Here is a 21,914-nt window from a genome sequence, read left to right as displayed (position 1 = left end):
GAACCCGGCACATAGTACGCAGTCCTCCGAAACATGTCACGTCACCGCCATAAGCCAACTACGCTCCGAATTGTCATGACTACTCCCGAATCGGGCCCCGAGGTCGAGCGACCCGGCGTCGGGGACGCCGAGGTCGGCGACGACCACGGCGTACGGTGGCGGGAGTGCTGGCGGCAGGACGTCGCCGCGGTGTTCAGCTTCGTGCTGCTGGCACTCTGGGTGACCCTGCGACTCTGGTCGCGCCCCGGCGGTGGGCTGCGGGACAACCGGTCCGATCAGTCGCAGTTCGAGTGGATGATGGCCCACGGCGCCCGAGTCGTGACCGAATTCGCCTATCCGTTCGCCTCGGACCGGATGAACGTGCCCGACGGCGTCAACCTGATGGCCAATACTTCCGTATTGTCCATTTCAGTACCAATGACGCCGGTCACCGTCCTCCTCGGGCCGCAATGGTCATTCCTGCTCTTTCTCACCCTGGGCATGGCCGCGACCGGGACCGCCTGGTACTTCTTCCTCTCCCGGGTGGTGACCCGGTCCCGGGGACCGGCGTGGCTGGGCGCCGCGTTCTGCGCGTTCGCCCCGGCGATGGTGTCGCACGCCAACGCCCACCCGAACATCGTGTCGCAGTTCGTCGTCCCGCTGATCGCCTGGCGGACCCTGCGACTCGCCGAGCCCGGCCGGTGGCTGCGCAACGGCCTCCTGCTCGGCCTGCTGATCGTCTGGCAGGCCTTCCTCAACCTCGAGATCCTGTTGATGACCGCGATCGCGCTGGGCGTGGTGGTGGCCGCGCTCGCCATCGGCCGGCCCGAGCTGCGCCGCCGCACGCGCACCTTCCTGGCCGGGCTCGGGGTCGCCGCCGTCCTCTGCGCCGTGCTGCTGGCGTACCCGCTCTACGTGCAGCTCTTCGGCCCCGGCTCGTACCACGGGCTGTCCCGGCTGATCCGGGGCTACCGCACCGACCTGGCCGCCTTCGTGGCGTACTCGCGCGAGTCGCTGGCCGGTGACGCCCGCTCCGCCGCACCGCTGGCCAAGAACGCGACCGAGGAGAACGCCTTCTTCGGCTGGCCGCTGGTGATCCTCACCGTCGCGCTGGTCTGGTGGCTGCGGCGCAGCGCACTGGTGCTCGGCCTGGCGGTCCTCGCCGTGCTCTTCGCGGTGCTCTCGCTCGGCCGGGAGATCCAGCTCAACGGCCGGGACACCGGCGTGCCCGCCCCCTGGGCGCTGCTGGAGGACCTGCCGCTGCTGCACTCCGTGGTGCCCACCCGCTGGTCGTTGGCGGTCACGCCGGTCGTCGGGGTGCTGCTCGCGCTCGGCGCCGAACACGCCCGCCAACTGTCCCGGCGGCATCCGGGCACGCGGAGGCAGATCCGGTTCGCCACGGTCACCGTCCTGGCGATGGCCCTGCTGCCGAACCTGCCCACTCCGCTGCCCGTCACCCGCCTCGACCCGACCCCGGCGTTCGTCACCTCCGGCGCGTGGCGCCCGTACGTCGCCGGCGGACGCAGCATCGTCACCCTGCCGCTGCCCGACAACACCTACGCGGACCCGCTGCGCTGGTCGTCCCGGACCCGACTGGAGATGCCGATCGCCCGCGGCTACTTCCTCGCGCCGGACACCCGACCGGCGGCGCCCGAGCCGGACGTCGCCCTCTTCACCGCGCCGTTCCGCCGGACGAGCAACTTCTTCGGTGGCATCGCCCGGACCGGGCTGATCCCGCCGATCACCCGGCAGGACCGGGCCGCGGCGGTGGAGGACCTGCGCTACTGGCGGGCCGGGGCGGTGGTCCTCGGCCCGCACCGCAACGCCGACGCGCTGCGCTGGGCGATGACCTCGCTGACCGGGATCACCCCCACCTTCACCGGTGGGGTGTGGCTCTGGGACGTCCGGCCGCTGACGGGGTAGGCGCGGTCAGGACGGGCGGACGCAGCAGCCCTGGCAGATCTTGGGCTTCGGCAGGGTGAAAGCCAGGCAGCAGGTCCGGCGCTGCACCGTCGGCTCGCCGGTCGGACCGGGCACCAGCTCGACCAGGTCGGCCAGGTCGAGCGCGTCGAGCAGGGTGGAGATGCTGCGGACCGAGGAGCCGGGGAGGGCGTCCGCCGCGCGCAGGATGCCGTGGGCGATGCCGGAGGCGACCGAGCCGAGCAGCGTACGGGCGCCGACCCGGACCTCCGTCTGGATCGCGGCGATCATCGGGGCGAGGTGGGCGTCGAGCAGCGAGGCGCGGAGCACGCGGAGCAGCTCCGCCTCGTCGGCGACCACCCGCACCTCGGGGTGGCCGGCGAGCGCCAGCGGGTCGTTCGGTAACACCGCGACCGCGGTCGAGCCGCGCAGCCCCATGGTGAGCAGCTGGTGGTGGTCCTCGAAGTGGATCAGCACATCGGCCGGGTCGAGCAGCGGCACCCGGCGGGCCGAGGCCCAGCCGAGCACCGCCGGCAGGGCCGTCCAGTAGCTGTAGGACTTCCAGGCCAGTGCGGCGCAGGCGTGCGGGGTGCCACCCCAGCGGCGGGACGCCGCGGCGAGGAACTCGGGGAGGCGGGTGCCGTCGATCAGGCCGGTCGCCGGGCTCCAGCCGGCCTCGTCGACGACCAGCAGGCCCGGCGCGAGGCCGGGCAGGTCGTCGGTGCCGAACATGGCCCGGAGGGCGGCGGTCACCGGGGCGAGCGGCGGGGCGAGCTCGCACCCTGGCATCACCGCTGTCACCTGGTCCGTCCCCTTGTCCGAAGTGCCGTCCGTCCAGCTAAGGCTAGCCTAACCACAGCCTTCCGTATAAGGGAAGCCTCACCAAAGGCGGATCGAGAGGCCCGGGTCACTCCGTCGACGGCGCTGGCGACAGACCGGCCCGGGCTCCGCGTACTACCCGGTGCGTGAAGGTGGAAACGCGCGTGGTGTCAAGCCAAATGTCGGCAAAGTGCCAGTTGAGGTGCGGCCGGGGTGGTCGAACGTGAAGACTTGTCGTCCCGGCCGTGAGGAAGCTGATGACGACCTCCCCCCTGGAGCGGGCCGCCGAATCCTTCGCCGCGGAGCTCGCCCGACACCGCACGGGGCGAGGACTCTCCAAAAAGCAACTCGCCACGCTCATGGGCTTCGACCCGTCCTACGTCAGCCACGTCGAGGGGCGCCGGCACCGGCCCACCGAGGACTTCGCCCGCCGCGCCGAGGCCGTCCTCGACGCCAGCGGCGCGATCTGGCAACGCTTCCGGGAGTACGACCAGCTCCGCCAGGCCCGCCCCGTCCCGGCGCACCGAGAGCTGCCACCGCCCGGGCAGTGGCTGCCCCCGGGCACCGGCCTGGTCGTCGAGCGCGAGACCGCCACCCTCACCCACACCGACGAGGGCTACCACTGCGTGGTGCGCCGGCAGCTGCACAACGTCGGCACCGAACCGGTGACCCGCCACCTCGTCCGGGTCGCCGTCGACCGCTACCCCGACGACCCGGGCCGCTCCAACCGGCACCACCGGGAGCACCCGCTCACCTTCGCCGAGCTGCGGCTGCGGGCGTACCGGGACGACGGTGGCAGCCGCGAGCCGATGCACTGGCGGGCCAAGCACGACCGGGACGCGTACAAGGAGATCTGGCTGCTCTTCGAGAACGGCGACGGGCCGTTCCCGCTGCACCCGGGCGAACGGGTCGAGATCGAGTACGCGTACCACGTCGGCCGGGAGAAGTGGGGCCCCTGGTTCCAGCGCGCCGTACGCCTGCCCACCCGGCACCTGGCGGTCCGGCTGGACCTGCCGGTGGCGCTCGACCCCCGGGTCTGGGGGGTGGAGACCTCCCTCTCCGCCGACGAGGGCCCGCTGCGTACCCCGATCCGCCGGCACGACCGGGGTGACCGCGCGATCTTCGACTGGGCGACCGACGACCCGCCGCTCAACTCCCGCTACCGCCTCCAGTGGCGATTCCGGGGCGAACCGGCCGACGCGGAACGGGCCACGGCGGCCGGTCGGGCCGGCGACCGGCTGCGTGCCCTCGGCGTGCTGCCCCACGACGCCGACCTGCTGCGCCGGCCCGCCCGGCCGTTCGACCTGCCCGACGACGAGACCGCCGCCCGGGAGGTGGTCGACCGGCTCGCCGCGCTGCTGACCCGGGTCGACGAGCTGCACCCGTTCAGCGCCGGCATGGGGCTGGCCGCTCCGCAGGTCGGGGTGGACGCGGCGGCGGCCGTGGTCCGCCCCGCCGACCGGTCCGCCCCGCCGGTGGTGCTGCTCAACCCCCGGGTGGTCGACGCCAGCCCCGACACCGACGAGCAGTACGAGGGCTGCCTCTCCTTCGCCGACCACCGGGGTCTGGTGCCCCGGCCGCTGCGCATCGACGTGGAGCACGCCCGCTGGGACGGCAGCCGGATCATCACCTCGTTCGCGTACGGGATGGCCCGGCTGGTGGCGCACGAGGTCGACCACCTCCAGGGGCGGCTCTACACCGACCGGATGGCGCCGGGCGTGCCGCTGGTGCCGGTCGAGGAATACCGGGAGACCGGCCCCTGACGGCGTCCGGCGGCACGTGCGGGACGCCGTCAGGGGCCGGACGGGGACCGGGTCGCGTGCCCCAGGGGGCAGGGGCACGCGACCCGGCTTTTCGGGGGAAGAAAGTCGTTACAGGTTGCCGAAGGTGTCGTACCGGATGTTCGGCGGCGGCACCTCGTCCTCGGCGAGCGCCCGCAGGGTTGCCCGGACCATCGGGGCCGGGCCGGAGACGTAGCAGTCGTGCGTCGTCCACGGGCCGTACCGGGTGACCACGTCGGAGATCTCCCCGTGCTCGCCGTCGAAGTCCGGGTCGTCACTGCACGCCGGCGTCACCGACAGCCACGGGTGCGCGGCCATCAGCTCCTCCAGGCCCGCCAGGCCGTACAGATCGTCAGCGTGCCGGGCGCCGTAGAACACGTGCACCCAGCGGGTCCGGTTCCAGCTGGTCAGCTCCTCCACCAGCGCCTTCACCGGGGCCAGACCGACCCCGCCGGCCACGCAGAGGATGTCCCGGGTCGACTCGCGGTCCAGCGTCATCGAGCCCATCGGCGCGGCCAGCCGGAGCAGCTCGCCCGGTCTGGTCCGGCGGACCAGCGCGCCGGAGAGCCAGCCCGCCCCGGCCGGCGTACGGATGTGGAACTCCAGCACGTTGTCGTCGTTCGGGGCGTTCGCCACCGAGTACGTCCGCCACACCCGGGGGAGATGCCGGGGCGCCTCGATGCTGACGTACTGCCCGGCCTTCCAGCGCAGCGGATGCTGGAGGGCGCGGACGGTCAGCACCGCCGTGTCCGGCCCGTGCCGCTCGTGGGTCAGCACCTCGCCGTGCCAGAACGGCGGATCGTCGTCCGCCGCCGCGCCGGCCTGCATCTTCTCGCTGATCGCCGCGTACGCGTCCCGCCAGGCCTGGTCGTACTCCAGGTTCCAGCCGTCGCCGGCGGTGCTGCGCAGCGCGTCCAGCAGCGCGACGCCCATCGTCTCGTAGTGCGTGGCGGTCGCGTGGTACTTGCGGTGGTCGCGGCCCAGCGAGCGCAGGTACTCGTCGAAGCTCTCCGGGTCGTCCACCACCTGGGTCGCGGTGACGATGGCTTCCACCAGCCGGTCCCGCTGGGCGGCCATCTGCACCGGGAAGAGCTTGCGCAGGTCCGGGTCGAGGAGGAACAGCCGGGCGTAGAAGTGACCTGTCAGCCGGTCCCGGTCCTCCTCGACCAGGGTCCAGCTCTCCTTCAGCAGCCGTGCGAAGTTGTCCACGGGGCGCGCTCCTCCTCCTGACGGCGGATCGGGCCCGCATAGAATGTCCACGGAGTGTGCGCACCGGTCGCACAGGCTGTGCGACCGTTCCCGCCGGCCCCGACCGTGCGGCAGAGTGGTGCGGTGACCGTCGACGAGCTGACCCGCCCGGTGGCCCGCCGGGTTCTGGGGACCGAGACCCTGCTGGTGCTCGGGCTCTCCCTCGGCCGGTCGGCCGTCTACGCGCTGGTGTCGATCATCGCGAAGCTGGCCGCCGACGGGCCGCTGTCGAAGCAGACCGCCTCGCTCAACACCTCGCAGTCGGCCCGGCCGTGGCTGGACCTGACGTACCAGCTCCTCGGCATCGTCTTCGCGCTGCTGCCGGTGCTGCTCGCCGTACACCTGCTGGCGCGGGACCCCGGCGACCCGGCGCGGACGCTCGGGATGGACCTGCGCCGACCCGGATCCGACCTGGCCCGGGGCGCCGGCCTCGCCGCGCTGATCGGCCTGCCCGGCCTGGCGCTGTTCTGGGCGGCCGCGCAGCTCGGGATCAACGCCACCCTGGTCCCCGCCGGCCTGCCCGACCTGTGGTGGGCGGTGCCGGTGCTGATCCTCGCCGCCGTCCAGAACGCCGTGCTGGAGGAGGTGATCGTGGTCGGCTACCTGGTCACCCGGCTGCGCCAGCTCCAGTGGCGGCTCGCCGCGATCATCGCGGCGAGCGCGCTGCTGCGCGGCTCCTACCACCTCTACCAGGGCTTCGGCGCGTTCGTCGGCAACGCGGTGATGGGCGTCGTGTTCAGCCTCTTCTACCTGCGCACCCGGCGGGTGATGCCGCTGATCGTGGCGCACACCCTGCTCGACGTGATCGCCTTCGTCGGCTACGCGTCGCTGCCCAAGGAGTGGTTCAGCTGGCTCTGACCGGCCGGTAGGCGGCCACCGCGCGCGCCGCCAGCCGCTCGGCGGCGGCCGCGTCACCCGCCGCGGCGGCGAGCACCGCCGCCCCCGGCAGCAGCCGGGACGCCAGCCGCAGCGCCGCCCAACCGCCGGCCTGCGCGGCCAGTGGGGCAGCCAACCGCCAGGCGGCCTCCGCCGCGCGCGGCCACGGCCGGTCCCCCGGCCCGTCCGCCGCCCGCGCCGCCGCGAGAGCGGTACGCGCGCTCGCCGCATCCGGGTGCACCTGGGTCAGCACCAGCAGCTCCACCGCCCGCTCGCCGTCCAGCGGGTCCCGGCCGTACGCCGCCGCCACGTGCAGCACCAGGCCGGCCTGAGTCCAGAGCACCGCCGCCAGCTCCGCCACCGGCGCGAAGAGCCCGGCCGCCGCCGCCGCCGCGCCACCGGCCCCGGCCACCCGCACGAACCGCCGGCTGGCCAGCCGGGCCAGCCCGTCCGGCCCGGCATCCGGGTACGTCGCCCGCAGCCGCTGCGCCCAGTCGTGGGCGCGCGGCCCGATCCCCGCCACGGCGGCCAGGGCGAGCAGTTCGGGCGCGAAGCCGGGATGCTCCAGCAGCCGGCTCCGGATCTCCGCCAGGTCCAGTTCCCGGGTACGCACCGGAGCCGCCGGCTGCTGCTCGGTGCTGATCGCGAGGTCAGGTGTCGGTCGGGCCGTGCTGGGTCCCGGCGCGCCGGTGTCGGCGGTCGGTGCGGGGGCGTCCGGGGTGGTTCTGATCTGCTCGATCGTGGTCGAGGCTGGCCCGGGCGTCGCCTTCTTCGGTGTCGCCTTCTTCGGCGGGGTCGCCTTCTTGGGCGTGGCCGTCTTTCTCGGCGCGGCGGTGCGGCTCTCGCCCGAGGCGGTCGTCCGGCTCCGGGGCCGTGCGGTGGCGCGGCTTTGTTCGGGGACGGTCGTCTGGCTGTCGTTCTCCGCGGCCACCGAGATCTCGCCCGGGGTGCTGGTGTCGCTCTCGCCGGGGGCGCTCGGGTGGCTCTTGTCCGGCATGGTCGGGTGGCTCTCGCCGGGGGTGCTGGTGGCGCTCTCGCCTCCGGTGTCTGTGCGGCTCTCGCCCGGTGTGCCCGTGCGCGAGGTGGTTTCCTTGCGCGGGGTGGCCTTCCTCGCCGTCTTACGCCTCGTCGGCGAGGCAGGGGTTTCCGGCTGGGCGGCGTCGGGCTCTGCCGCCGGGATCGTGGGCGTAGCGCCGGAACTCACCGGACCGGTCGGCTCGGCCGCGCCCGGGGTGACCGGGGCAACAGTCGTCTGTCGCCCCGGGGGTGCCTGTCTGGCTGTCGAGGTGCTCCGCTTCCGGGCGCGGTCCGCCGCTGGTGTGTCGGCGGTCGCCTGCCCGGTGATCTCCTGCTCACCGGCTGCGCCGCCGGCCGCCGTGCCGCCGCTGGGGCTCGCACCGGCTCCCTCTCGACCCGTTGTCGGTACGTCGGCCGGGCCGGTCCCACCGGGCTCGGTCGGGATGCCGGCGCTACCCGACGCCTTCCTCGCGGGCCGTGGCTGGCGGGGCAGCGGCTGATCGGGAGTGGGTGGCTGGAACAGGACCGCGGGCGCGGCCTTCGCCGGACGGCGCTTCCCCGGCGCGGCGTCCGTACCCTCATCCCGGCCCGGCCCGGCCGCCGTCGGTGGGGCCGGGGGTGGGGTGAAGGTGGCCTTCGGAGAGCGCCGGCGGGCCCCCTCGGCGGGCTCGCGGCGGGGCGGATCGCTCGGCGTCTGCTCCTGCATGTCGATGGAGCGTAGTCGCGAACGTGACGGCGCACACGGTGAAAACACGTCGCTGCGGTAGTCGCTTTGCTCCCGGTGGGGGCGGACCTGTATCCTCGGGCGCGGTGGTCTGCAGGGGCCACCAGGGAGACTTCGCCTAGTCTGGTCTATGGCGCCGCACTGCTAATGCGGTTGGGGTCTTAAAGCCCCTCCCGGGTTCGAATCCCGGAGTCTCCGCGCGAAAGCCGGGTGTGTAGACTGGCCAAGCACCGAGCGCCCGTAGCTCAACGGATAGAGCATCTGACTACGGATCAGAAGGTTAGGGGTTCGAGTCCCTTCGGGCGCACAGCAGGTCAAGGGTCGATTTCCCGGCACGGGAGACCGGCCCTTGATCCTTTTGACCCCCACGGCTGACCCCTACGCCGACGTGTCGAAGAGGAAGCCGAGCGGGTCCACTGCATCCTGCTGCACCCGTCGCGTCGCCTCCACATAGATCGACTTGGTGACCGTGGGGGAGTTGTGCCTGAGCACGTCCTGAATCCGTTCGAGCGGCACGCCCTGGTCGTAAAGCAGCGTCGCGCACGAATGGCGCAGGTCATGCACACGAATGCCCCGGACTCCCGCCCGCTCGCACAACTGGTCGAAGTGCCGATTGATGTTGCGGGGCTCGATCGGCGTGCCGATCTTCGTCGTGAACAGCAATCCATGCTCTTGCCAGCGGTCCCCGGCCGCCTCCCGCTCCGTCCGTTGCAACGCCCGATGACCGCGCAGCACGTCGACCAGACTCCTGGATCAAGAAGCGGCTTGCCAGGTTCGCCGCGATGCTCCGCGCTGAGCCCTACCGAGGGTCGAGCGCAGCGGACGATCTCTACGAGGAGATCCGCAACCTAGACGGTTAGTGCCGGGCGCTTATGTGCCTGGCGCTACTGTCTAGTCCCACCACACGCCTGACGAATCCGTCCCAGCACATGCACGACAGCCGGCCTTGGTTGCTCAGTCGACCCGGCTACAGTCGGTCACACCTGAGCGCCTGGGCGCACTCACATGTCGAGTTGAGTACGGCTAACCTGCCGGACTTCGGTGGGGTCAGTCGAGCCGCTCGAACTGGAGGTTGGCGTGCAGGACCGCTGACCTGTTCGCGATCTCGACGCCTTCCTGGGTGAAGTCGAACGCGGCGTGCAGTACAACGTCGATGTACTGCGAATGGGCCGCACCGAACATGCGGGTGATGTCGACCGGGTTGTGGCCTCCACCCAGGTAGATGCTCGCATCAATGCAGCCAATGCGCGGGTTGATCGGGAAGTCGACGGTTCGGCTGGCAGCGCAGCGCGAGTGAGGTCTGGTTGCCGCCCAGATCAGCAGACGAGATGCCTCAGGCTCCTCCTCCCGGGCCCGGGTACTTGAGAGTTACCTCGGCGGCCCAGCCCATACCCCCTGGCGGTTGCTGCCACTCGGCAGCACGCCTCTTCGCGATCGGCAGGTTGGCCCACCGCTTACGCGCCGCCTGCCGGCTGGCACCCACCGCCGCGCCAAGCTCCGGATATCCGGCACCGTACTGCACCGCTTCCTCCGCGCTTGCCGAAACAAGATCGGCGAGCAGGCCCCGCATCTGCTCGCCAACTGTCATGCGCGCGAGATGAGTCCGCATCCGCTCTGGCTGGCTCGGCTCGTGGTCCGCCCTACGCCTGGCATCCAGTTCGGGCTCCTCGAGCCGCTGTGCCCAACCGATGGCGATCGTCCTCAACTGCCACCGCATTTCCTGCCGCTCATCAGGTGTCAGATCCCGCATGACCACGCCCTCCTCAATGGCCTCACACTTCAGAGTCCACTCGACAACCAGGGTTGTCAACCCCTGTGCGCGTATCACTGGCAGCTGCGCCTGACCGCAGCGGTGACAGGTAGACGATCTGACCGGGCTCCAGCCGCAATAGGTCGTCCGAAAGTTCGAGCACGACGGGCATGTTAGGCGCCGAGTCAGGCGCTCTGCCCTCACGGGCCTACGTGATATCAGTTCCCGGACTGCGCCGGGCGCACTCTTCTGCCGCGATCCGATCGCTACGGGGCGTGGCAGCCCATCGCCGGCGGTTCGGCCATGCCGCGATGCGCGCCCGTGTCGCGGACCGTGAAGGCTTCCGCGGCGCCCTTTGAGGATCATGTCGGGCATCAGGTGGGACGTGAGCGTCAAGCATGTCCCGTGACGGGACATTGGGATGCCGGCAACGACTGCCGAATTGCGCTCTATCAGATCAAGGCGGCCCGCAAGCGGGCCGCGCCGGCCCGGCCCCGGCCTGCTGGCGACCTGCGGCCGGCATCGGCCGGGCCGGCCGGCCACGCTGACGGGACAAGAGCACGAGGGCTGAGGCGGGACGATCGCCATCGGGTTGCTCTCCGTCGAGGTTGGGGCGATCGGCTGCCGCGCAGCGGAGCTGCTTGCCCCCGGATTCTCGTGGGCACCGTCCGCGGTTCGATGACGACGAGGACCAGGGCGTGACCCGTCCCCCGGATGCCGAATTCTCTACGCCGCCCGCCCGGCGTCAAGGGCGCTGCGCGTCGGCACGCCGATGGCCTACGGCCACCCTTGACTCCGACCGGGCGACGCAGACTTTGGCATCTATCCGGGGGACGGGGGCAGCATGGCGGCCAGTCCGCATCGAGTCCGCACGAGCGCGAGCGCAGACCGAGAACGATGCGAGACGACGAGAAGCCCCCGCGCAGGTCAGGCCGGGGGAGCCCAGGTCATCGCGCAGGGGCAGCTTGATCTCGGCATCTATCGGGTGAGGGGGAGGAATGGCGAGTCACACCTCATCACAGCGAACAGCTCGACCTTGCTCCGGGGCATACTGCCGCTCCCTCAGACAAGCCCCTCGCGAAGGAATCGCGCTCAGCGCCTCGTCTCGTACCTGGTCAAGACCACGCCGCCGGGGAACGTCCGCGTCTCCACCAGGTTCAGGTTCACCCAGCTTTCCAGCGCGGTGAAGAACGGTGTGCCGCCGCCCACGAGGACCGGATGGGTGACGATCTCGTACTCGTCGATCAGCCCGGCCCGCATGACCGCCCCGGCGAGCGTTGCGCCACCGACCCTCATCGGCCCGCCGTCCTCGGCCTTGAGCCGGGTGATCTCGGCGATCGCGTCGCCGGTGACCAGGCGAGTGTTCCAGTCGACCTTGTCGATCGTTGAGGAGAACACCACCTTCGGCGTGTCCCGCCAGTTCCGCGCGAACTCGATCTGCGCCGGGGTGGCGCCCGGCTGCTGGTCGCCGGTCGGCCAGTAGGCGCTCATGGTCTCCCACAGTTGGCGCCCATACAGAAACAGGCTGATCACCCGCTCCTGATCGAGCCACCACTGGAACAGCTCATCGCTCGGCCCGCTCCAGCCGAGGTCGTCGCCGGGCGCGGAAATGTAGCCGTCCAGGGTCAGGTTCATGCCGTAGATCAGTTTCCGCATAGCGCCATGCCTTCCGTCAGTCGGTCTCGGAAGACTAGACCAGTCGAGCGGAGGAAACTGATCGGTGCGCAATCTGTTCATACGGACCCGGCTCCTGACCCTCGCTCAAGACTTCCAAGCCGCTCGTCCCGTACACCTTGGTTCGTGCCATTAGCGTGCCATTAGGGCGGGTAAACCACGGTCACTCGCGAGCATTGGTCGAGGCACTTACACGCGGCGAAGATGCCTTCATGATGGCTTCGCTCGATTTCCCAAGCTGCCAGTCTCGGACCCCAGCCTGACCCCAGCACGACGCCCACAGCCGCCACCGGATGAACGCCGGCCACGAGCCAGCGGGCAGGCGAGGCGGGTAGCAGCGGATGCGGAACGCTCCTACGGATCAGAAGGTTAGGGGTTCGAGTCCCTTCGGGCGCACAGAGCAGGGAGAAGCCTCCGACCAGCCGAAACGGCAGGGGTTGGGGGCTTTTTCCTGTCCGCCAGAATCAGCCTTCGAGCGGACGTGGGAGCCAGGCTGGGAGCCACCGGCTTCCTCACTGCCCGAACAGTGCACGGGACATGGCCTCCGCAGCAGAACGGCGATCGCCTTCCATTAGGTGCCCGTAGACATCCTTGGTGATCGCGGCCGACGTATGCCCGAGGACTTCCGACACCACATGCAACGGGGTGCCCTGGGCGAGCATGAGCGACGCACCAGAATGGCGAAGTTCGTGCGGGTGCCAGTGTCCGAGCCCGGCCCGCTTGCACAGCGCCGAAAACCGGTGGGAGAAGTTGTCCGGATCGAGGGGCGTACCCACCTCGCTGGGGAAGACCAGGCCGTGATCCTGCCACGCCTCACCGGCGGCCAACCGTTCCTCCGCCTGCCGAGCCCGATGCCGACGCAGCAGCTCCACCAGCTGGGGCGTGAGGTACAGCGTTCGCCGGGAGCGCCGCGTCTTGAGTTCGCTGACTACCAGGCACGTACGGCGGCCGGCCACGTCCGGGTTGCGCTCCTTGATTCGCTTGACGCTGTGCGTCACCAGGAGCGTGCCAGCCGACCAGTCCAGTCGATCCCAGCGCAGCCCGAGCGCTTCACCCCGCCGCAATCCGTAGGCGAGCATGATCGTCACCAGGGCTTCCTTGCGTTCACCCCGGATTCCGGCCAACAGAGTCCGTGCCTGCTCGGGAGTCAGCGTGCGTCCCTCCTTGGCGACCACGCGAGGAGCCGCCGACAGCGCAGCGACGTTCCGCGCGACGAGGCCTCCCGCTCGGCCTGGCCCAACGCCTTCCGCAGCGCCGTTCGCTTGGTCGCTGAACGATCTACCGGAGACCTCGCCATATGTCGATCTTCGACACGCCGAACGGTCACTCCAGCGGGCACCACCGCCGACTCGACGGGCCCTAGCATCGTCGGCATGGCAACGCGGCTTGTTCAAATCAACATGAAGGCTCGGGACGACTCCGCGCTGGGCGGTTTCTGGGCGGAGGCGCTCGGCTGGGGAGTCTCCAGCGAGGGACCCGGCGTGACCAACCTCGAACCCGAGGGCTTCGTCTACCCCGACCCCGTCGCCGTCTGCCTCGACCTCATCGTCTCCCCGGAACCCAAAACGGTGAAGAACCGCGTGCACGTCGACCTCGCCACCACCTCGGCGGCCCATCAGGCGGAAGTGGTCACGCGCCTGAAGGATCTCGGCGCAACACCCGCCGACGTAGGCCAGGGCGACGTCCCATGGACGGTCATGGCCGACCCAGAGGGCAACGAGTTCTGCGTGCTGGACCCCCGACCGCTCTACCGAGACACCGGACCGATCGCCGCGGTAGTGGTCGACTGCGCGGATCCGCGAGCCATGGCCCGCTTCTGGGGCAAGGCCATGGACTGGACCCTGCACGAGGTGACCGACCACAACGCGGTACTGCGCTCCGCCAAGGGCGTCGGCCCATATCTGCAGTTCCTCCGCACACCCGACGTGAAGACCGTGTGGAACCGCGTCCACCTCGACGTCCGCCCATACCCAGGTGACGACCTGGAGGCCGAGGCGGCCAGACTGCGGACTCTCGGCGCCACCGCCATCGACCTAGGCCAAAACGATGTCCCGTGGACGGTCCTCGCCGACCCGGAAGGCAACGAGTTCTGCCTCCTCGCCCCAGGCTGACCCAAACCCTCGTCAGCCGCTCACTCCGAACCCGGACCAGTCCTTCAAGCCAAGGCGGCGATCTTCACCGACGTCAAGCCGGAGACGCGCCGCCCCGACCGGCCGGTACCGCCGATGGCCGCTACCGCCGAGGCCGGGGCGGTTGTGCATCTGCTGGCCACCGCCATCGAGGAGGGCCGGGACCTGTCCTCGATGAGCGGCATCCTGGCCGACAGCTCCTATCGTCTGCTGCCTGCGTGCCTGCCTGCCTGCCCGGCCTCACTTCAGGTGCCGGGCGAAGAACCGGTTCCCGTCGTCCCCCTCGAACTGCGGGACGCCGGTGTGCCCGCCCATATTGGCGTGCAGCGTCTTCTCCTTGGAGCCGAAGGCGTCGAACAGGTCCAGGGCCAGCTGCCGGTCGTTTCCTTCGTCGTCCCACTGCAGCAGGACCTGCAGCGGAATGGTGACCTGCCGGGCCTCCTCGAACATGGTGCGGGGCACGAAACTCCCGGCGAACAGAAGGGCGGCCGAGATGCGCGGCTCGACCACCGCCAGCCGGAGGCCGATGGCGATCACGCCTCCCGCGTACCCGACCGGGCCGCCGATCTCGGGCAGCGAAAGGAGGGCGTCCAGGGTGGCCCGCCATTCCGGGACCGCCTTTTCGACCAGCGGAAGGACGAGCCGGTCGACGATCTCGTTGTCGACCGGCTCGCCGGCCTCCAGCGCCCGGCGCAGGTCGGCGCGGGCCTCCTCGGCGGCGGCGGAACGGGGCCGGTCACCGCTCCCGGGGAGCTCGATGGTGGCCGCGGCGAAGCCCTCCGCTGCGGAGTGCCGGGCCCGGGCCACCAGGCGGGGGTACATCATGTGCAGTCCGCCGGGGTGGCCAACCAGGATCAGCGGCGCCGGTACGGATGCGGATCCGGGCGTCCACAAAATGCCAGGGATGTCGCCGAGGGTGAATTCGCGCTCGAGGACACCGTCGTCGAGGCGCTGTTCGGAAGTGAATCGCAAGGTCGTGCCTTTCGGAGTGCTCTTGAACGGCGCTCCCGGACGACCTATCGTCCGACCGTGACCCCAGAGGGGAGCACCCATGTCGATACGTTCACGGGTACCACCTCCTCGGTCTCTGGCACGGCCTCCGGAAAGGTAGCAGTGGTCGCCGTGGTCTGCCAACGGGTTTTGCGGAGGCTCCGTGGCCGGACACGACACCGGCGGACAGTCGTCTTGATCCTTGCAAGGCGAGGGTCGGCGATCGCTTCCGGCCGTCGGCCGCAGCGATCACCCGGCGTGCCATTACCGTGCCATTGGGCGGGGACAACAGGGGTCAGCTGAGGCCACGAGAGACCGCCGAGACCAGGCCGCCATCCCGGTGGCCTGCCGGAGTGTTTGACGGCTGACCTAGATCTTTCGACCGAGCATCACCGTCAGTGATCGTGCCGGTCACCGAGCCGGGGACCCGCTCACGCCGGACATAGTGCGGCGATGAACGTCTCCTGGTTGGCCTCGGTGTAGGCGAGTTCGCGTTGGGTCCAGGCGAGCACTTCGGCAGAGCGTGCGTGCGGGACGGAGGCCACCTGGTCGTCGAGGATGTCTCGCCAGAACGCCTCGTTGCGACGTAGGCGCTGGCGGATCGCGGCTGGTAGGCGGCCACGGTCGGCCGGGCTCAAGCCGTAGGCGTCGGCGAGGTTCCGCACCTGGCGGGCTTGTTCTGTCGCGGGTCCCCGGTCGGGCCGTGACGAGATGCACCAGGCCCACGCCATGTACCCGACGTCCTCTAACGGGTGGCCAGGCGCCGCGAAGTCGAAGTCGATGAACGCGACCGGTTGGCCGTCACGAAAGACCGTGTTGTTCGGACCGGGGTCATGATGGCAGACCACCTCACCCCGGAGGCTGGACGCCAGCTCTCGCGTGGCGTCATGCAGTTGTCGCAGCAGCGTCGCTGCCTGTCCGACCTGGTCGTCGGTGAAGTGCTGCCATCGTGGATGAACATGGCCGGGCACGAACGACAAGATGTGACGGCCGTGTTGGTCCCATCCCAGGTGTTTAGGGCAGCCGTCGAAGCCCGTCTTGGCGAGATGAGTCAGCAGTCGCGCCACGAACCGCGACGCGGGCGAGGCCGGGCGACGCACAGTGTCTCCAACCCGGACCACACCAGCCGTCAAGCGGCCGCCGGCCAAGGATTGCTCCACGTCATGCTCGCCGCCGTGACCCATCTCGCGACCCTAACGGCCGTCCAGACTGCATCGCCTGTAAAGGCCACCGCTGCCAGGCCGGAGGCGCTACGCCCAAGGTGGGGTGTATCGGCTCACGTAGTCGCGAGCACGGGGGAGTGGGTCCTGCCAATACTGGTTCGGCATGCGGGAGTGGTGCGTCTCGCAGAAGCCAGCGAGATCGTCCGTGATCTTGACGCGCTCCAGCGGGCGGCCTTCGAAGGCTGTGTTGACCGCCAGCAATTCCGGCTCGGGATTCCAGCCCGAGTGGTCGAACGCCCAGCCATCCCAGACCGCGTAGGCGTGGAAGACCTGCCAGCCGCCCGCGGAGCGCACCCCGGCTATCTCGATCGGCCGGTCTGGGTAGGAATCTCGGCAGACCCAGGCCAGGATGTGACACGCTCCGGCAGCGAAGAAGGCCTGGTCCGTCCGTTCCCATGCGATGCGCTGGTCTGATCGTTCGATCGGCGTCCGACGAAATGCTCCCGCTGCTTTGGCTGCCACGACCCGGAGGTTAGTGGATCGTCCGACCCGTCTGTCCATGCCGCGACGCGCGCCCCTGTCGCAGACCGTAAGGCGGGGCTTGGGGGTCATGTCAAACATCAGTTGGGACGCGATCGTCAAGCATCTCCCGGGACACGACAGGTGGGACGCACGTGGTTGCCGAATTGACCTCTTAAGAATCAAGGCGGCCCGCAAAGCGGGCCGCGCCAGCCCCCGGCCTGCTGGCGACCTCCGGCCGGCATCGGCCGGGCCGGCCGGCCACGCTTTGGGACGACAGGACCACGAAGACCTCGGGGCTCCGCCCCGAACCCCGGCCCTCCTCAGAGATGCCGCCACGGATCACCTCGCCGGGCACCACAAGGGCTACCAACCTCCCCGGACGGGGCCAAGGTCGTTTGTCCGGGAGGGCGCTCCACCTTGTCCCCATCCGGGGAGGCTGGACGGTCTGGCGACTGCCCGACGAGGAGATCCGCTTTTAGATTCCAGCCATGCGGGGCCAGGTGCCTAGCTCGGCCAGCCGATCGCGTCGAGGAACTCCTCCACGGCGACCACGACTTGACTGAGCACTGCGATCGACTCGGTAAGCGGGCCGGGTACGTACATACCGTGGTCCGCGCCTTCCACCTCTAGCACATGGGGCGACAGCCGGCGGGCGATGTCACCGTCCCACAGCTTGTCGGCAGTGCCACCCACGAGCAGGAACGGCGCGGTCGCGCGGCCCAACGCATCAGCCACCCACGGCAGGGTGAGCAAGGGCGTGAGCCACACGGCGGGCAAGGATCTTTCGGCGGCAATCGCTGCCGCGTTCGTGCCGAGCGACTTGCCGATCAGCAGTGGGCGACCGCTAATGGTGTCGATCAGCGGAGCGATCTCACCGCCAACCCAGCTCTCGATTTCTGGCTGATCGGGCTTCGGAAACTCCTGGGACCACGAGTATCGGTGCACCGTTGCGCCCCGCTGCTCCGCCACATCGCCGGCATACATCAGCAGGGGAGCGCCCGGTCCGAACCAGGCGCCGGGAATCACGACAGCGTCAGCCATGCGGACGACCTTACCTAGACGCTGATGGGGGCAGGATGAGTGTGATCCCGCCGGCCAGGAAACCCGGCCGGACGCCGAGCGCAGCGTCGGCACTTCCTGGAAGTGTGGCTGTACGGCCATCCGTACAGCCCAGCCAGCCGACGGCCCGGTCATGGGCGGACGCGAGCCGACAGGGACGAGCAGGTCAGTGGCAGTAGTCGACGCCAGCCGACAGCAGTCTTGGTCTTTGCAAGGCAGCGCTCTGGTCCGCGTTGACTCAGTCGAGCAGACCGATGCGCGCTCCCCTGAAGGGTCGCCATTACCCGCGAGACCCGGCGCCCAGGTCGTCGCCCTCCCATCGCAGGTGTTCCCCGTCCAGCTGCGTGTCGGTTACCAATACGGTCCACCGACCTCGTTGGCCGGTTGCGTATTAATCAGACCCGGTTGAATCGATAGAGGACACAGCTGTCGGGATCACCGACGTACCAGTAGAGCCAGGGGGCGGTGCGGCTGCCGGAAATGTCGAGGTAGGTGCCGTAGCCGCCGTTGTACCCAGGCGGAGACTTGAAGGACACGTCGATGTCCCCGAACTGGTTGTCCGACGGTTGAAGTGACCACGTCCCGGGACCGGACAGCGGCGGGAGCGACTCAAAGTCGTCGGAGTTGTCCAGACCGCTGGCGGTGAGTGTGCCGTCCGGGCGCAACTCCAGCCGCCCGCCGTCTCCCGTCACGTACAAGCCGGAGACGTCGGCCGCTGTGATGCCACCAGGGCGCTCGGTGCCGCAGCCAAAGTAGTTCACCGGACCGAAGACGGCCCACAAGCCGGCGCAGGCGATGACCAGAGCTCCGCAGCCGCCGAGGACGGCGACGATCAATCCGACGGAGACGGCGGCGATCGTGCGGCCCGTGTTCACGCGCGCAGAATACGACGGCGCAGGGCGACAGCTTCGCTCGGGTGAACCCCCTGGATCTTGTAGACCCTTGGCAGAGAAGGACGAACCTGACCGCCGGATACCAGAAGTGTGAAGGTGGAGGCAGGTCCATATGCATTACTTGGACGCCTTCCCTTGTTCTCGGCATCTGCCGCCATGGCGTTTCAGGAGCGCCCTGGCCCGCTCGTGCCATTCCTGGGTCGCGCGGTCGAAGACGCCAGCAGGCAGGGACCAAGCGGTATCTTGAGGCGTCCCGAGCCGGTGTAGTGCTGGAGGTATCGCCTCCATCCAGCCGAAGAGGCCGCGTCCCTTCATCCGCTGCTGATACAGCGCCCGTCCGGCCTCGGTGTGCCAATAGCGGTCGGCCTCTGGTTGAGCGCCGATCAGGCCAGCGGCGATCAGGCGGGGTACGGCTTGGATGAACTCGGCCTCGGTCAGGAGTGCGTGGTTGATGCCATCAGCCTTCGCGATGATCTGCGTGAGTGTGTAGCCGTCATCGGGACCGGTTCCCTCGATCGAAGAGAACACCCAGGCATCCGAGCTCGTCCATTCGGCGACCACAGTTGCAAGGATAGGAGGCTGACTGGGCGTCGCATGGTGGTCGACACCGCAACGGGTCCGACCACGGCACCGGAAGTGGGGCAGCGCCGGCCGAGACGCAGCCCTGCTACCCGCCGACGCCACCGAGGTCCGCGTCACCCCCGCCAACGGCAACGCCACCACCATGACGACCGCTCCCTTCACCCGGGTCACCGCACCATTGACCGGAGATGATTCATGCACACCTCCCGGGTTTCGCCTGCCGGTCGGGCGGTCGTCGGAAGGTGGCGGGTTGCCGCGAACCCCGCCGCAGTCCACGCTCTCATCCGCGATTCGCACCATGCCGGTCACTCCACCGGCCGGCGGCGAAGTGACAAGGAGGCGTGCTTTGATCCGCATCCGTGAGTTCCGCTGGCGCGACTACGCCGATGTCGCCGCGCTGTGGGCCGCGGCGGGGCGGGACGTGCTGCCTCGTGAGGAACTGACGGCCAAGCTCACCCGGGACCCGCAGCTGTTCCTGGTCGCCGAGCTGGGCGGTGCCGTTGCGGGCGTGGTCCTGGGTACCTACGACGGGCGCCGCGGCTGGATCCTGCGCCTGGCCGTGGACCCTGCCCACCGCCGGCGGGGCATCGCCACCATGTTGGTCGGTGAGCTCGAAGAACGGTTCACCGCGTTGGGATGTCCACGGGTGAACCTACTGGTCCTACCGGACAGCACGGCGGCGCTCAGGTTCTGGCAGACACTCGGATATCTGCCCATGCCCGACGTGCTGTGTTCCAAGCCCATGGGCGATACCCCGAGATAGCCGCTGGTGTGACGAACCAGGCAGAACTCCGGGCGGTCGACCGAGGCTGGCTTGCCTACGGTCAGCACATGAGCATTGATGCCGGTGCCCGGAGCTGGCTGCGCCGACGCGGCGCCGAGGCGATCGACCACCCGGGCGGCACGCTCTACGGACACCTGTGCCGAGTCCAGGAGCGCCTCGCCGCACTCGGGTCTGACGTGGCCACCCAACTGGCCGGCCTCACTCACGCCGTCTACGGCACGGACGGCTTCGACCTCGCCCTGCTCGACCGGTCACCTCCCCGCAGATCGCCCGCGACGCGCAGCGGGTCCTGGACCGGTAACACCCGGTCGCGGGCGAGAGCGGGAGTACGGCTCACACGTATCGCCGACTACGGACAGCGAAAGGGGCCCGGCCATCCGGCCGGACCCCTTTCCATCAACAGCCATACGACGGTCTAGGACCGGATTCCCTGAGTGGTGACGAAGTAGGGGTCGACGCTCACCTGGATCTGCAGATCGACTTGGAACCGCCGTTCCCAGGCGACCGCCGCCCGTCCCTCATGGGTCACCGCGACTGTCGGATCGACACCGATCCCCACGATCACCTCCGTGGTGCCGAAGGTGCCCGACTGGGTCACGCGACGTGCCTCCACGCTGCCGACCGAGTTGTTGAGGCCCTTCCCCTGCCAGACCACGATGCCGTCACCGTCGTCGTCGAGGCGGACCGAGTGCAGACGGCCGAAGGTCGACAGCAGCACCGGCTGGCCCACCGTCTGCGTGGGGCTGATGGTGACGGCGTACAGGTGCCCGGTGGAGAACAGGTCCCAGATCAGCAGGATGTCGCCGTCGAGGTCGCCGGCGACCGAGTGGTTCACCACGTCCGTGTGCAGTGCGGGGGTCAGCTGACGGACGTTGCCGACGGTCCCGTCGCGGGCCACCCAGCGACCCCAGACCGACGTGCTCTGGCCCTGGTCGCTCCAGTGGCGCCAGGTCACGAGTGCGTCGCCGTCCCGGTCCACCGTCACCTTGGCAGCAAAGTGGCGGTCGATCGGCGAGAGGGGCGCGGACACGGTCTTGAGTTCACTGATGGTCCCATCAGCGCCGAGGGTGCGGGCCTGCACGACGTTGTCGTTGGCCCAGGCGAGAACGGCGTCACCGTCGCGGTCGTACGCCACCGCCGGGGTTTCCGCGGACGCCGGAGTCGACGCGAGCACCACCGGCGACGACACGGACCCGCTCATGCTGTACCGGCGCATCATCGGGAAGACACTGCCGTCGTCGTGCCCCTCGGCCCAGGTCACCACGGCGTCGCCGTCCGAGTCGATGGCGACGTTGGTGCCGTGGGCCTGAACTCCGCCCGCCGACACCGTGATGAGCGGTCCGAGCGTGCCACTCTTGGAAATTCTCCGGGCATAGATGCTGTTGTCGACGCCGTTGAACGCGCGCCACGCCACGATCGCGTCGCCGTCGTCATCGACCGCGACCTGCGGGCTGTGCGGGGCTTGGCCGGACGGTGACAGGGCGGTCGTGGCGCCCCACCTGCCGTTGTAGCTGCGGGATTTGAACTCGACGTACCGCGGGTGCGGATAGGTGTGGGATTCACGCACCCAGACGAAGAGCGCGTCTCCGTCCCGGTCGTAGGTCTGTTGCTGATCGTAGGAGTCGTACCCCGCCGGTGATATGGAAAGGGGTTGGCTGAACGCGGCCGAGGCGGGGGCCGGTATCGAGACGACGCCGGCGAGTGAGAGCGCGAGCGCGATGATTGCGACGGATCGTCGCGTCCTTGGGCGGGCCAACGTTGAGGCCTCCGAACGTTCCGAGTTTACGCGGTGACTTCCGGTGATGTGATTGGTCGGACCGGCCATGAATCGCGCGGGTCAATTCCCCGCCGCCGCCGGTGCGACCCGTCGGAGCATAGAGGATGCTGCCGAGAAGTGATGCCCCACGTCATTGCGGAGCGGAGACCGGGCCCCTCGAGCTCGCCGACCACCACCAATTCCTGCCGTCGCACAGCGCCGAAAGCCCAGTGCCGATGGCATTCGAC

General features: G+C 69.7%; 22 protein-coding genes and 2 tRNA genes. 9 read left to right on the top strand and 15 right to left on the bottom strand.

Annotation, left to right across the window (positions count from 1 at the left end; translation table 11 throughout):
- Positions 1-75: 75 nt before the first annotated feature.
- Positions 76-1,902, top strand: coding sequence for a hypothetical protein (locus tag ACTWM8_RS30045; RefSeq protein ID WP_446211870.1), 1,827 nt, complete (start codon positions 76-78; stop codon positions 1,900-1,902).
- 6 nt (positions 1,903-1,908) lie between these two features.
- On the opposite strand, the gene ACTWM8_RS30040 is transcribed toward ACTWM8_RS30045, so the two are convergent.
- Positions 1,909-2,688 carry an IucA/IucC family C-terminal-domain containing protein gene (locus ACTWM8_RS30040; RefSeq protein ID WP_446211869.1) on the bottom strand — a complete coding sequence of 260 codons (780 nt, stop codon included), beginning with the start codon at positions 2,686-2,688 and terminating at the stop codon, positions 1,909-1,911.
- A 287-nt stretch (positions 2,689-2,975) separates the two neighbouring features.
- Between ACTWM8_RS30040 and ACTWM8_RS30035 the strand changes: the two genes are divergently transcribed.
- On the top strand, positions 2,976-4,481 hold the full coding sequence (locus ACTWM8_RS30035; protein ID WP_446211868.1) for a peptide deformylase: 1,506 nt from the start codon (positions 2,976-2,978) through the stop codon (positions 4,479-4,481).
- 108 nt (positions 4,482-4,589) lie between these two features.
- Here the strand turns inward: ACTWM8_RS30035 and ACTWM8_RS30030 are convergent, their stop codons facing one another.
- Positions 4,590-5,708, bottom strand: a complete 1,119-nt coding sequence (locus ACTWM8_RS30030) for a globin domain-containing protein (protein WP_446211867.1) — start codon at positions 5,706-5,708, stop codon at positions 4,590-4,592.
- Between the two features lie 123 nt (positions 5,709-5,831).
- On the opposite strand from ACTWM8_RS30030, the gene ACTWM8_RS30025 reads away from it, so the two are divergent.
- Positions 5,832-6,605 (top strand): CPBP family intramembrane glutamic endopeptidase, encoded by a 774-nt coding sequence (locus ACTWM8_RS30025; RefSeq protein ID WP_446211866.1) that lies wholly within the window; start codon positions 5,832-5,834, stop codon positions 6,603-6,605.
- Here ACTWM8_RS30025 and ACTWM8_RS30020 read toward each other — a convergent pair.
- Entirely contained in the window at positions 6,592-7,236 is a 645-nt protein-coding gene (locus ACTWM8_RS30020) for a hypothetical protein (RefSeq protein WP_446211865.1), read from the bottom strand. The two genes, ACTWM8_RS30025 and ACTWM8_RS30020, sit on opposite strands and share 14 nt — an antisense overlap.
- A gap of 22 nt (positions 7,237-7,258) precedes the next feature.
- On the opposite strand from ACTWM8_RS30020, the gene ACTWM8_RS30015 reads away from it, so the two are divergent.
- The 3 genes from ACTWM8_RS30015 (at position 7,259) to ACTWM8_RS30005 (ending at position 8,671) form a co-directional block, all read left to right on the top strand.
- A complete protein-coding gene (locus ACTWM8_RS30015; RefSeq protein WP_446211864.1) occupies positions 7,259-8,140 on the top strand; it encodes a hypothetical protein in 882 nt (293 codons plus the stop codon).
- A gap of 331 nt (positions 8,141-8,471) precedes the next feature.
- Positions 8,472-8,562: transfer RNA gene (locus ACTWM8_RS30010), tRNA-Ser, on the top strand.
- A gap of 36 nt (positions 8,563-8,598) precedes the next feature.
- Positions 8,599-8,671, top strand: a tRNA-Arg gene (locus ACTWM8_RS30005).
- A gap of 71 nt (positions 8,672-8,742) precedes the next feature.
- Here ACTWM8_RS30005 and ACTWM8_RS30000 read toward each other — a convergent pair.
- From ACTWM8_RS30000 to ACTWM8_RS29980, 5 genes are all read right to left on the bottom strand, one after another.
- Complete coding sequence (locus tag ACTWM8_RS30000; RefSeq protein ID WP_446211863.1) at positions 8,743-9,099, bottom strand: tyrosine-type recombinase/integrase; 357 nt, start codon at positions 9,097-9,099, stop codon at positions 8,743-8,745.
- Between the two features lie 312 nt (positions 9,100-9,411).
- Positions 9,412-9,546 carry a hypothetical protein gene (locus ACTWM8_RS29995; protein WP_446211862.1) on the bottom strand — a complete coding sequence of 45 codons (135 nt, stop codon included), beginning with the start codon at positions 9,544-9,546 and terminating at the stop codon, positions 9,412-9,414.
- A 151-nt stretch (positions 9,547-9,697) separates the two neighbouring features.
- Complete coding sequence (locus ACTWM8_RS29990; protein ID WP_446211861.1) at positions 9,698-10,114, bottom strand: hypothetical protein; 417 nt, start codon at positions 10,112-10,114, stop codon at positions 9,698-9,700.
- A 1,092-nt stretch (positions 10,115-11,206) separates the two neighbouring features.
- Positions 11,207-11,851: a dihydrofolate reductase family protein gene (locus ACTWM8_RS29985; protein ID WP_446211860.1), complete on the bottom strand. Its 645-nt coding sequence runs from the start codon at positions 11,849-11,851 to the stop codon at positions 11,207-11,209.
- 449 nt (positions 11,852-12,300) lie between these two features.
- The gene (locus ACTWM8_RS29980; protein WP_446211859.1) at positions 12,301-12,963 is read right to left on the bottom strand and encodes a site-specific integrase; all 663 of its coding nucleotides are present in this window, start codon (positions 12,961-12,963) and stop codon (positions 12,301-12,303) included.
- Between the two features lie 198 nt (positions 12,964-13,161).
- Here ACTWM8_RS29980 and ACTWM8_RS29975 point away from each other — a divergent pair, with 198 nt between their 5' ends.
- The gene (locus ACTWM8_RS29975; protein WP_446211858.1) at positions 13,162-13,899 is read left to right on the top strand and encodes a VOC family protein; all 738 of its coding nucleotides are present in this window, start codon (positions 13,162-13,164) and stop codon (positions 13,897-13,899) included.
- 258 nt (positions 13,900-14,157) lie between these two features.
- Here ACTWM8_RS29975 and ACTWM8_RS29970 read toward each other — a convergent pair whose 3' ends face one another.
- The 6 genes from ACTWM8_RS29970 to ACTWM8_RS29945 form a co-directional block, all read right to left on the bottom strand.
- Positions 14,158-14,889 carry an alpha/beta hydrolase gene (locus ACTWM8_RS29970; protein ID WP_446211857.1) on the bottom strand — a complete coding sequence of 244 codons (732 nt, stop codon included), beginning with the start codon at positions 14,887-14,889 and terminating at the stop codon, positions 14,158-14,160.
- 449 nt (positions 14,890-15,338) lie between these two features.
- Complete coding sequence (locus ACTWM8_RS29965) at positions 15,339-16,091, bottom strand: phosphotransferase (RefSeq protein ID WP_446211856.1); 753 nt, start codon at positions 16,089-16,091, stop codon at positions 15,339-15,341.
- A gap of 66 nt (positions 16,092-16,157) precedes the next feature.
- Complete coding sequence (locus tag ACTWM8_RS29960; RefSeq protein ID WP_446211855.1) at positions 16,158-16,592, bottom strand: hypothetical protein; 435 nt, start codon at positions 16,590-16,592, stop codon at positions 16,158-16,160.
- 504 nt (positions 16,593-17,096) lie between these two features.
- A complete protein-coding gene (locus ACTWM8_RS29955) occupies positions 17,097-17,633 on the bottom strand; it encodes an alpha/beta hydrolase (RefSeq protein WP_446211854.1) in 537 nt (178 codons plus the stop codon).
- Positions 17,634-18,046: 413 nt separating this feature from the next.
- Positions 18,047-18,526 (bottom strand): hypothetical protein, encoded by a 480-nt coding sequence (locus tag ACTWM8_RS29950; protein WP_446211853.1) that lies wholly within the window; start codon positions 18,524-18,526, stop codon positions 18,047-18,049.
- A gap of 135 nt (positions 18,527-18,661) precedes the next feature.
- Positions 18,662-19,105 carry a hypothetical protein gene (locus ACTWM8_RS29945; protein ID WP_446211852.1) on the bottom strand — a complete coding sequence of 148 codons (444 nt, stop codon included), beginning with the start codon at positions 19,103-19,105 and terminating at the stop codon, positions 18,662-18,664.
- Positions 19,106-19,472: 367 nt separating this feature from the next.
- Here ACTWM8_RS29945 and ACTWM8_RS29940 point away from each other — a divergent pair, with 367 nt between their 5' ends.
- On the top strand, positions 19,473-19,889 hold the full coding sequence (locus tag ACTWM8_RS29940; protein ID WP_446211851.1) for a GNAT family N-acetyltransferase: 417 nt from the start codon (positions 19,473-19,475) through the stop codon (positions 19,887-19,889).
- Positions 19,890-19,957: 68 nt separating this feature from the next.
- The gene (locus ACTWM8_RS29935) at positions 19,958-20,329 is read left to right on the top strand and encodes a DUF6817 domain-containing protein (protein WP_446211850.1); all 372 of its coding nucleotides are present in this window, start codon (positions 19,958-19,960) and stop codon (positions 20,327-20,329) included.
- Here ACTWM8_RS29935 and ACTWM8_RS29930 read toward each other — a convergent pair.
- Positions 20,326-21,735, bottom strand: coding sequence for a hypothetical protein (locus ACTWM8_RS29930; protein WP_446211849.1), 1,410 nt, complete (start codon positions 21,733-21,735; stop codon positions 20,326-20,328). The two genes, ACTWM8_RS29935 and ACTWM8_RS29930, sit on opposite strands and share 4 nt — an antisense overlap.
- Positions 21,736-21,914: the final 179 nt, after the last annotated feature.

This window comes from Micromonospora sp. IBSANI012 (genome assembly GCF_052814045.1).
This window is presented reverse-complemented; position numbering and strand designations above follow the sequence as displayed.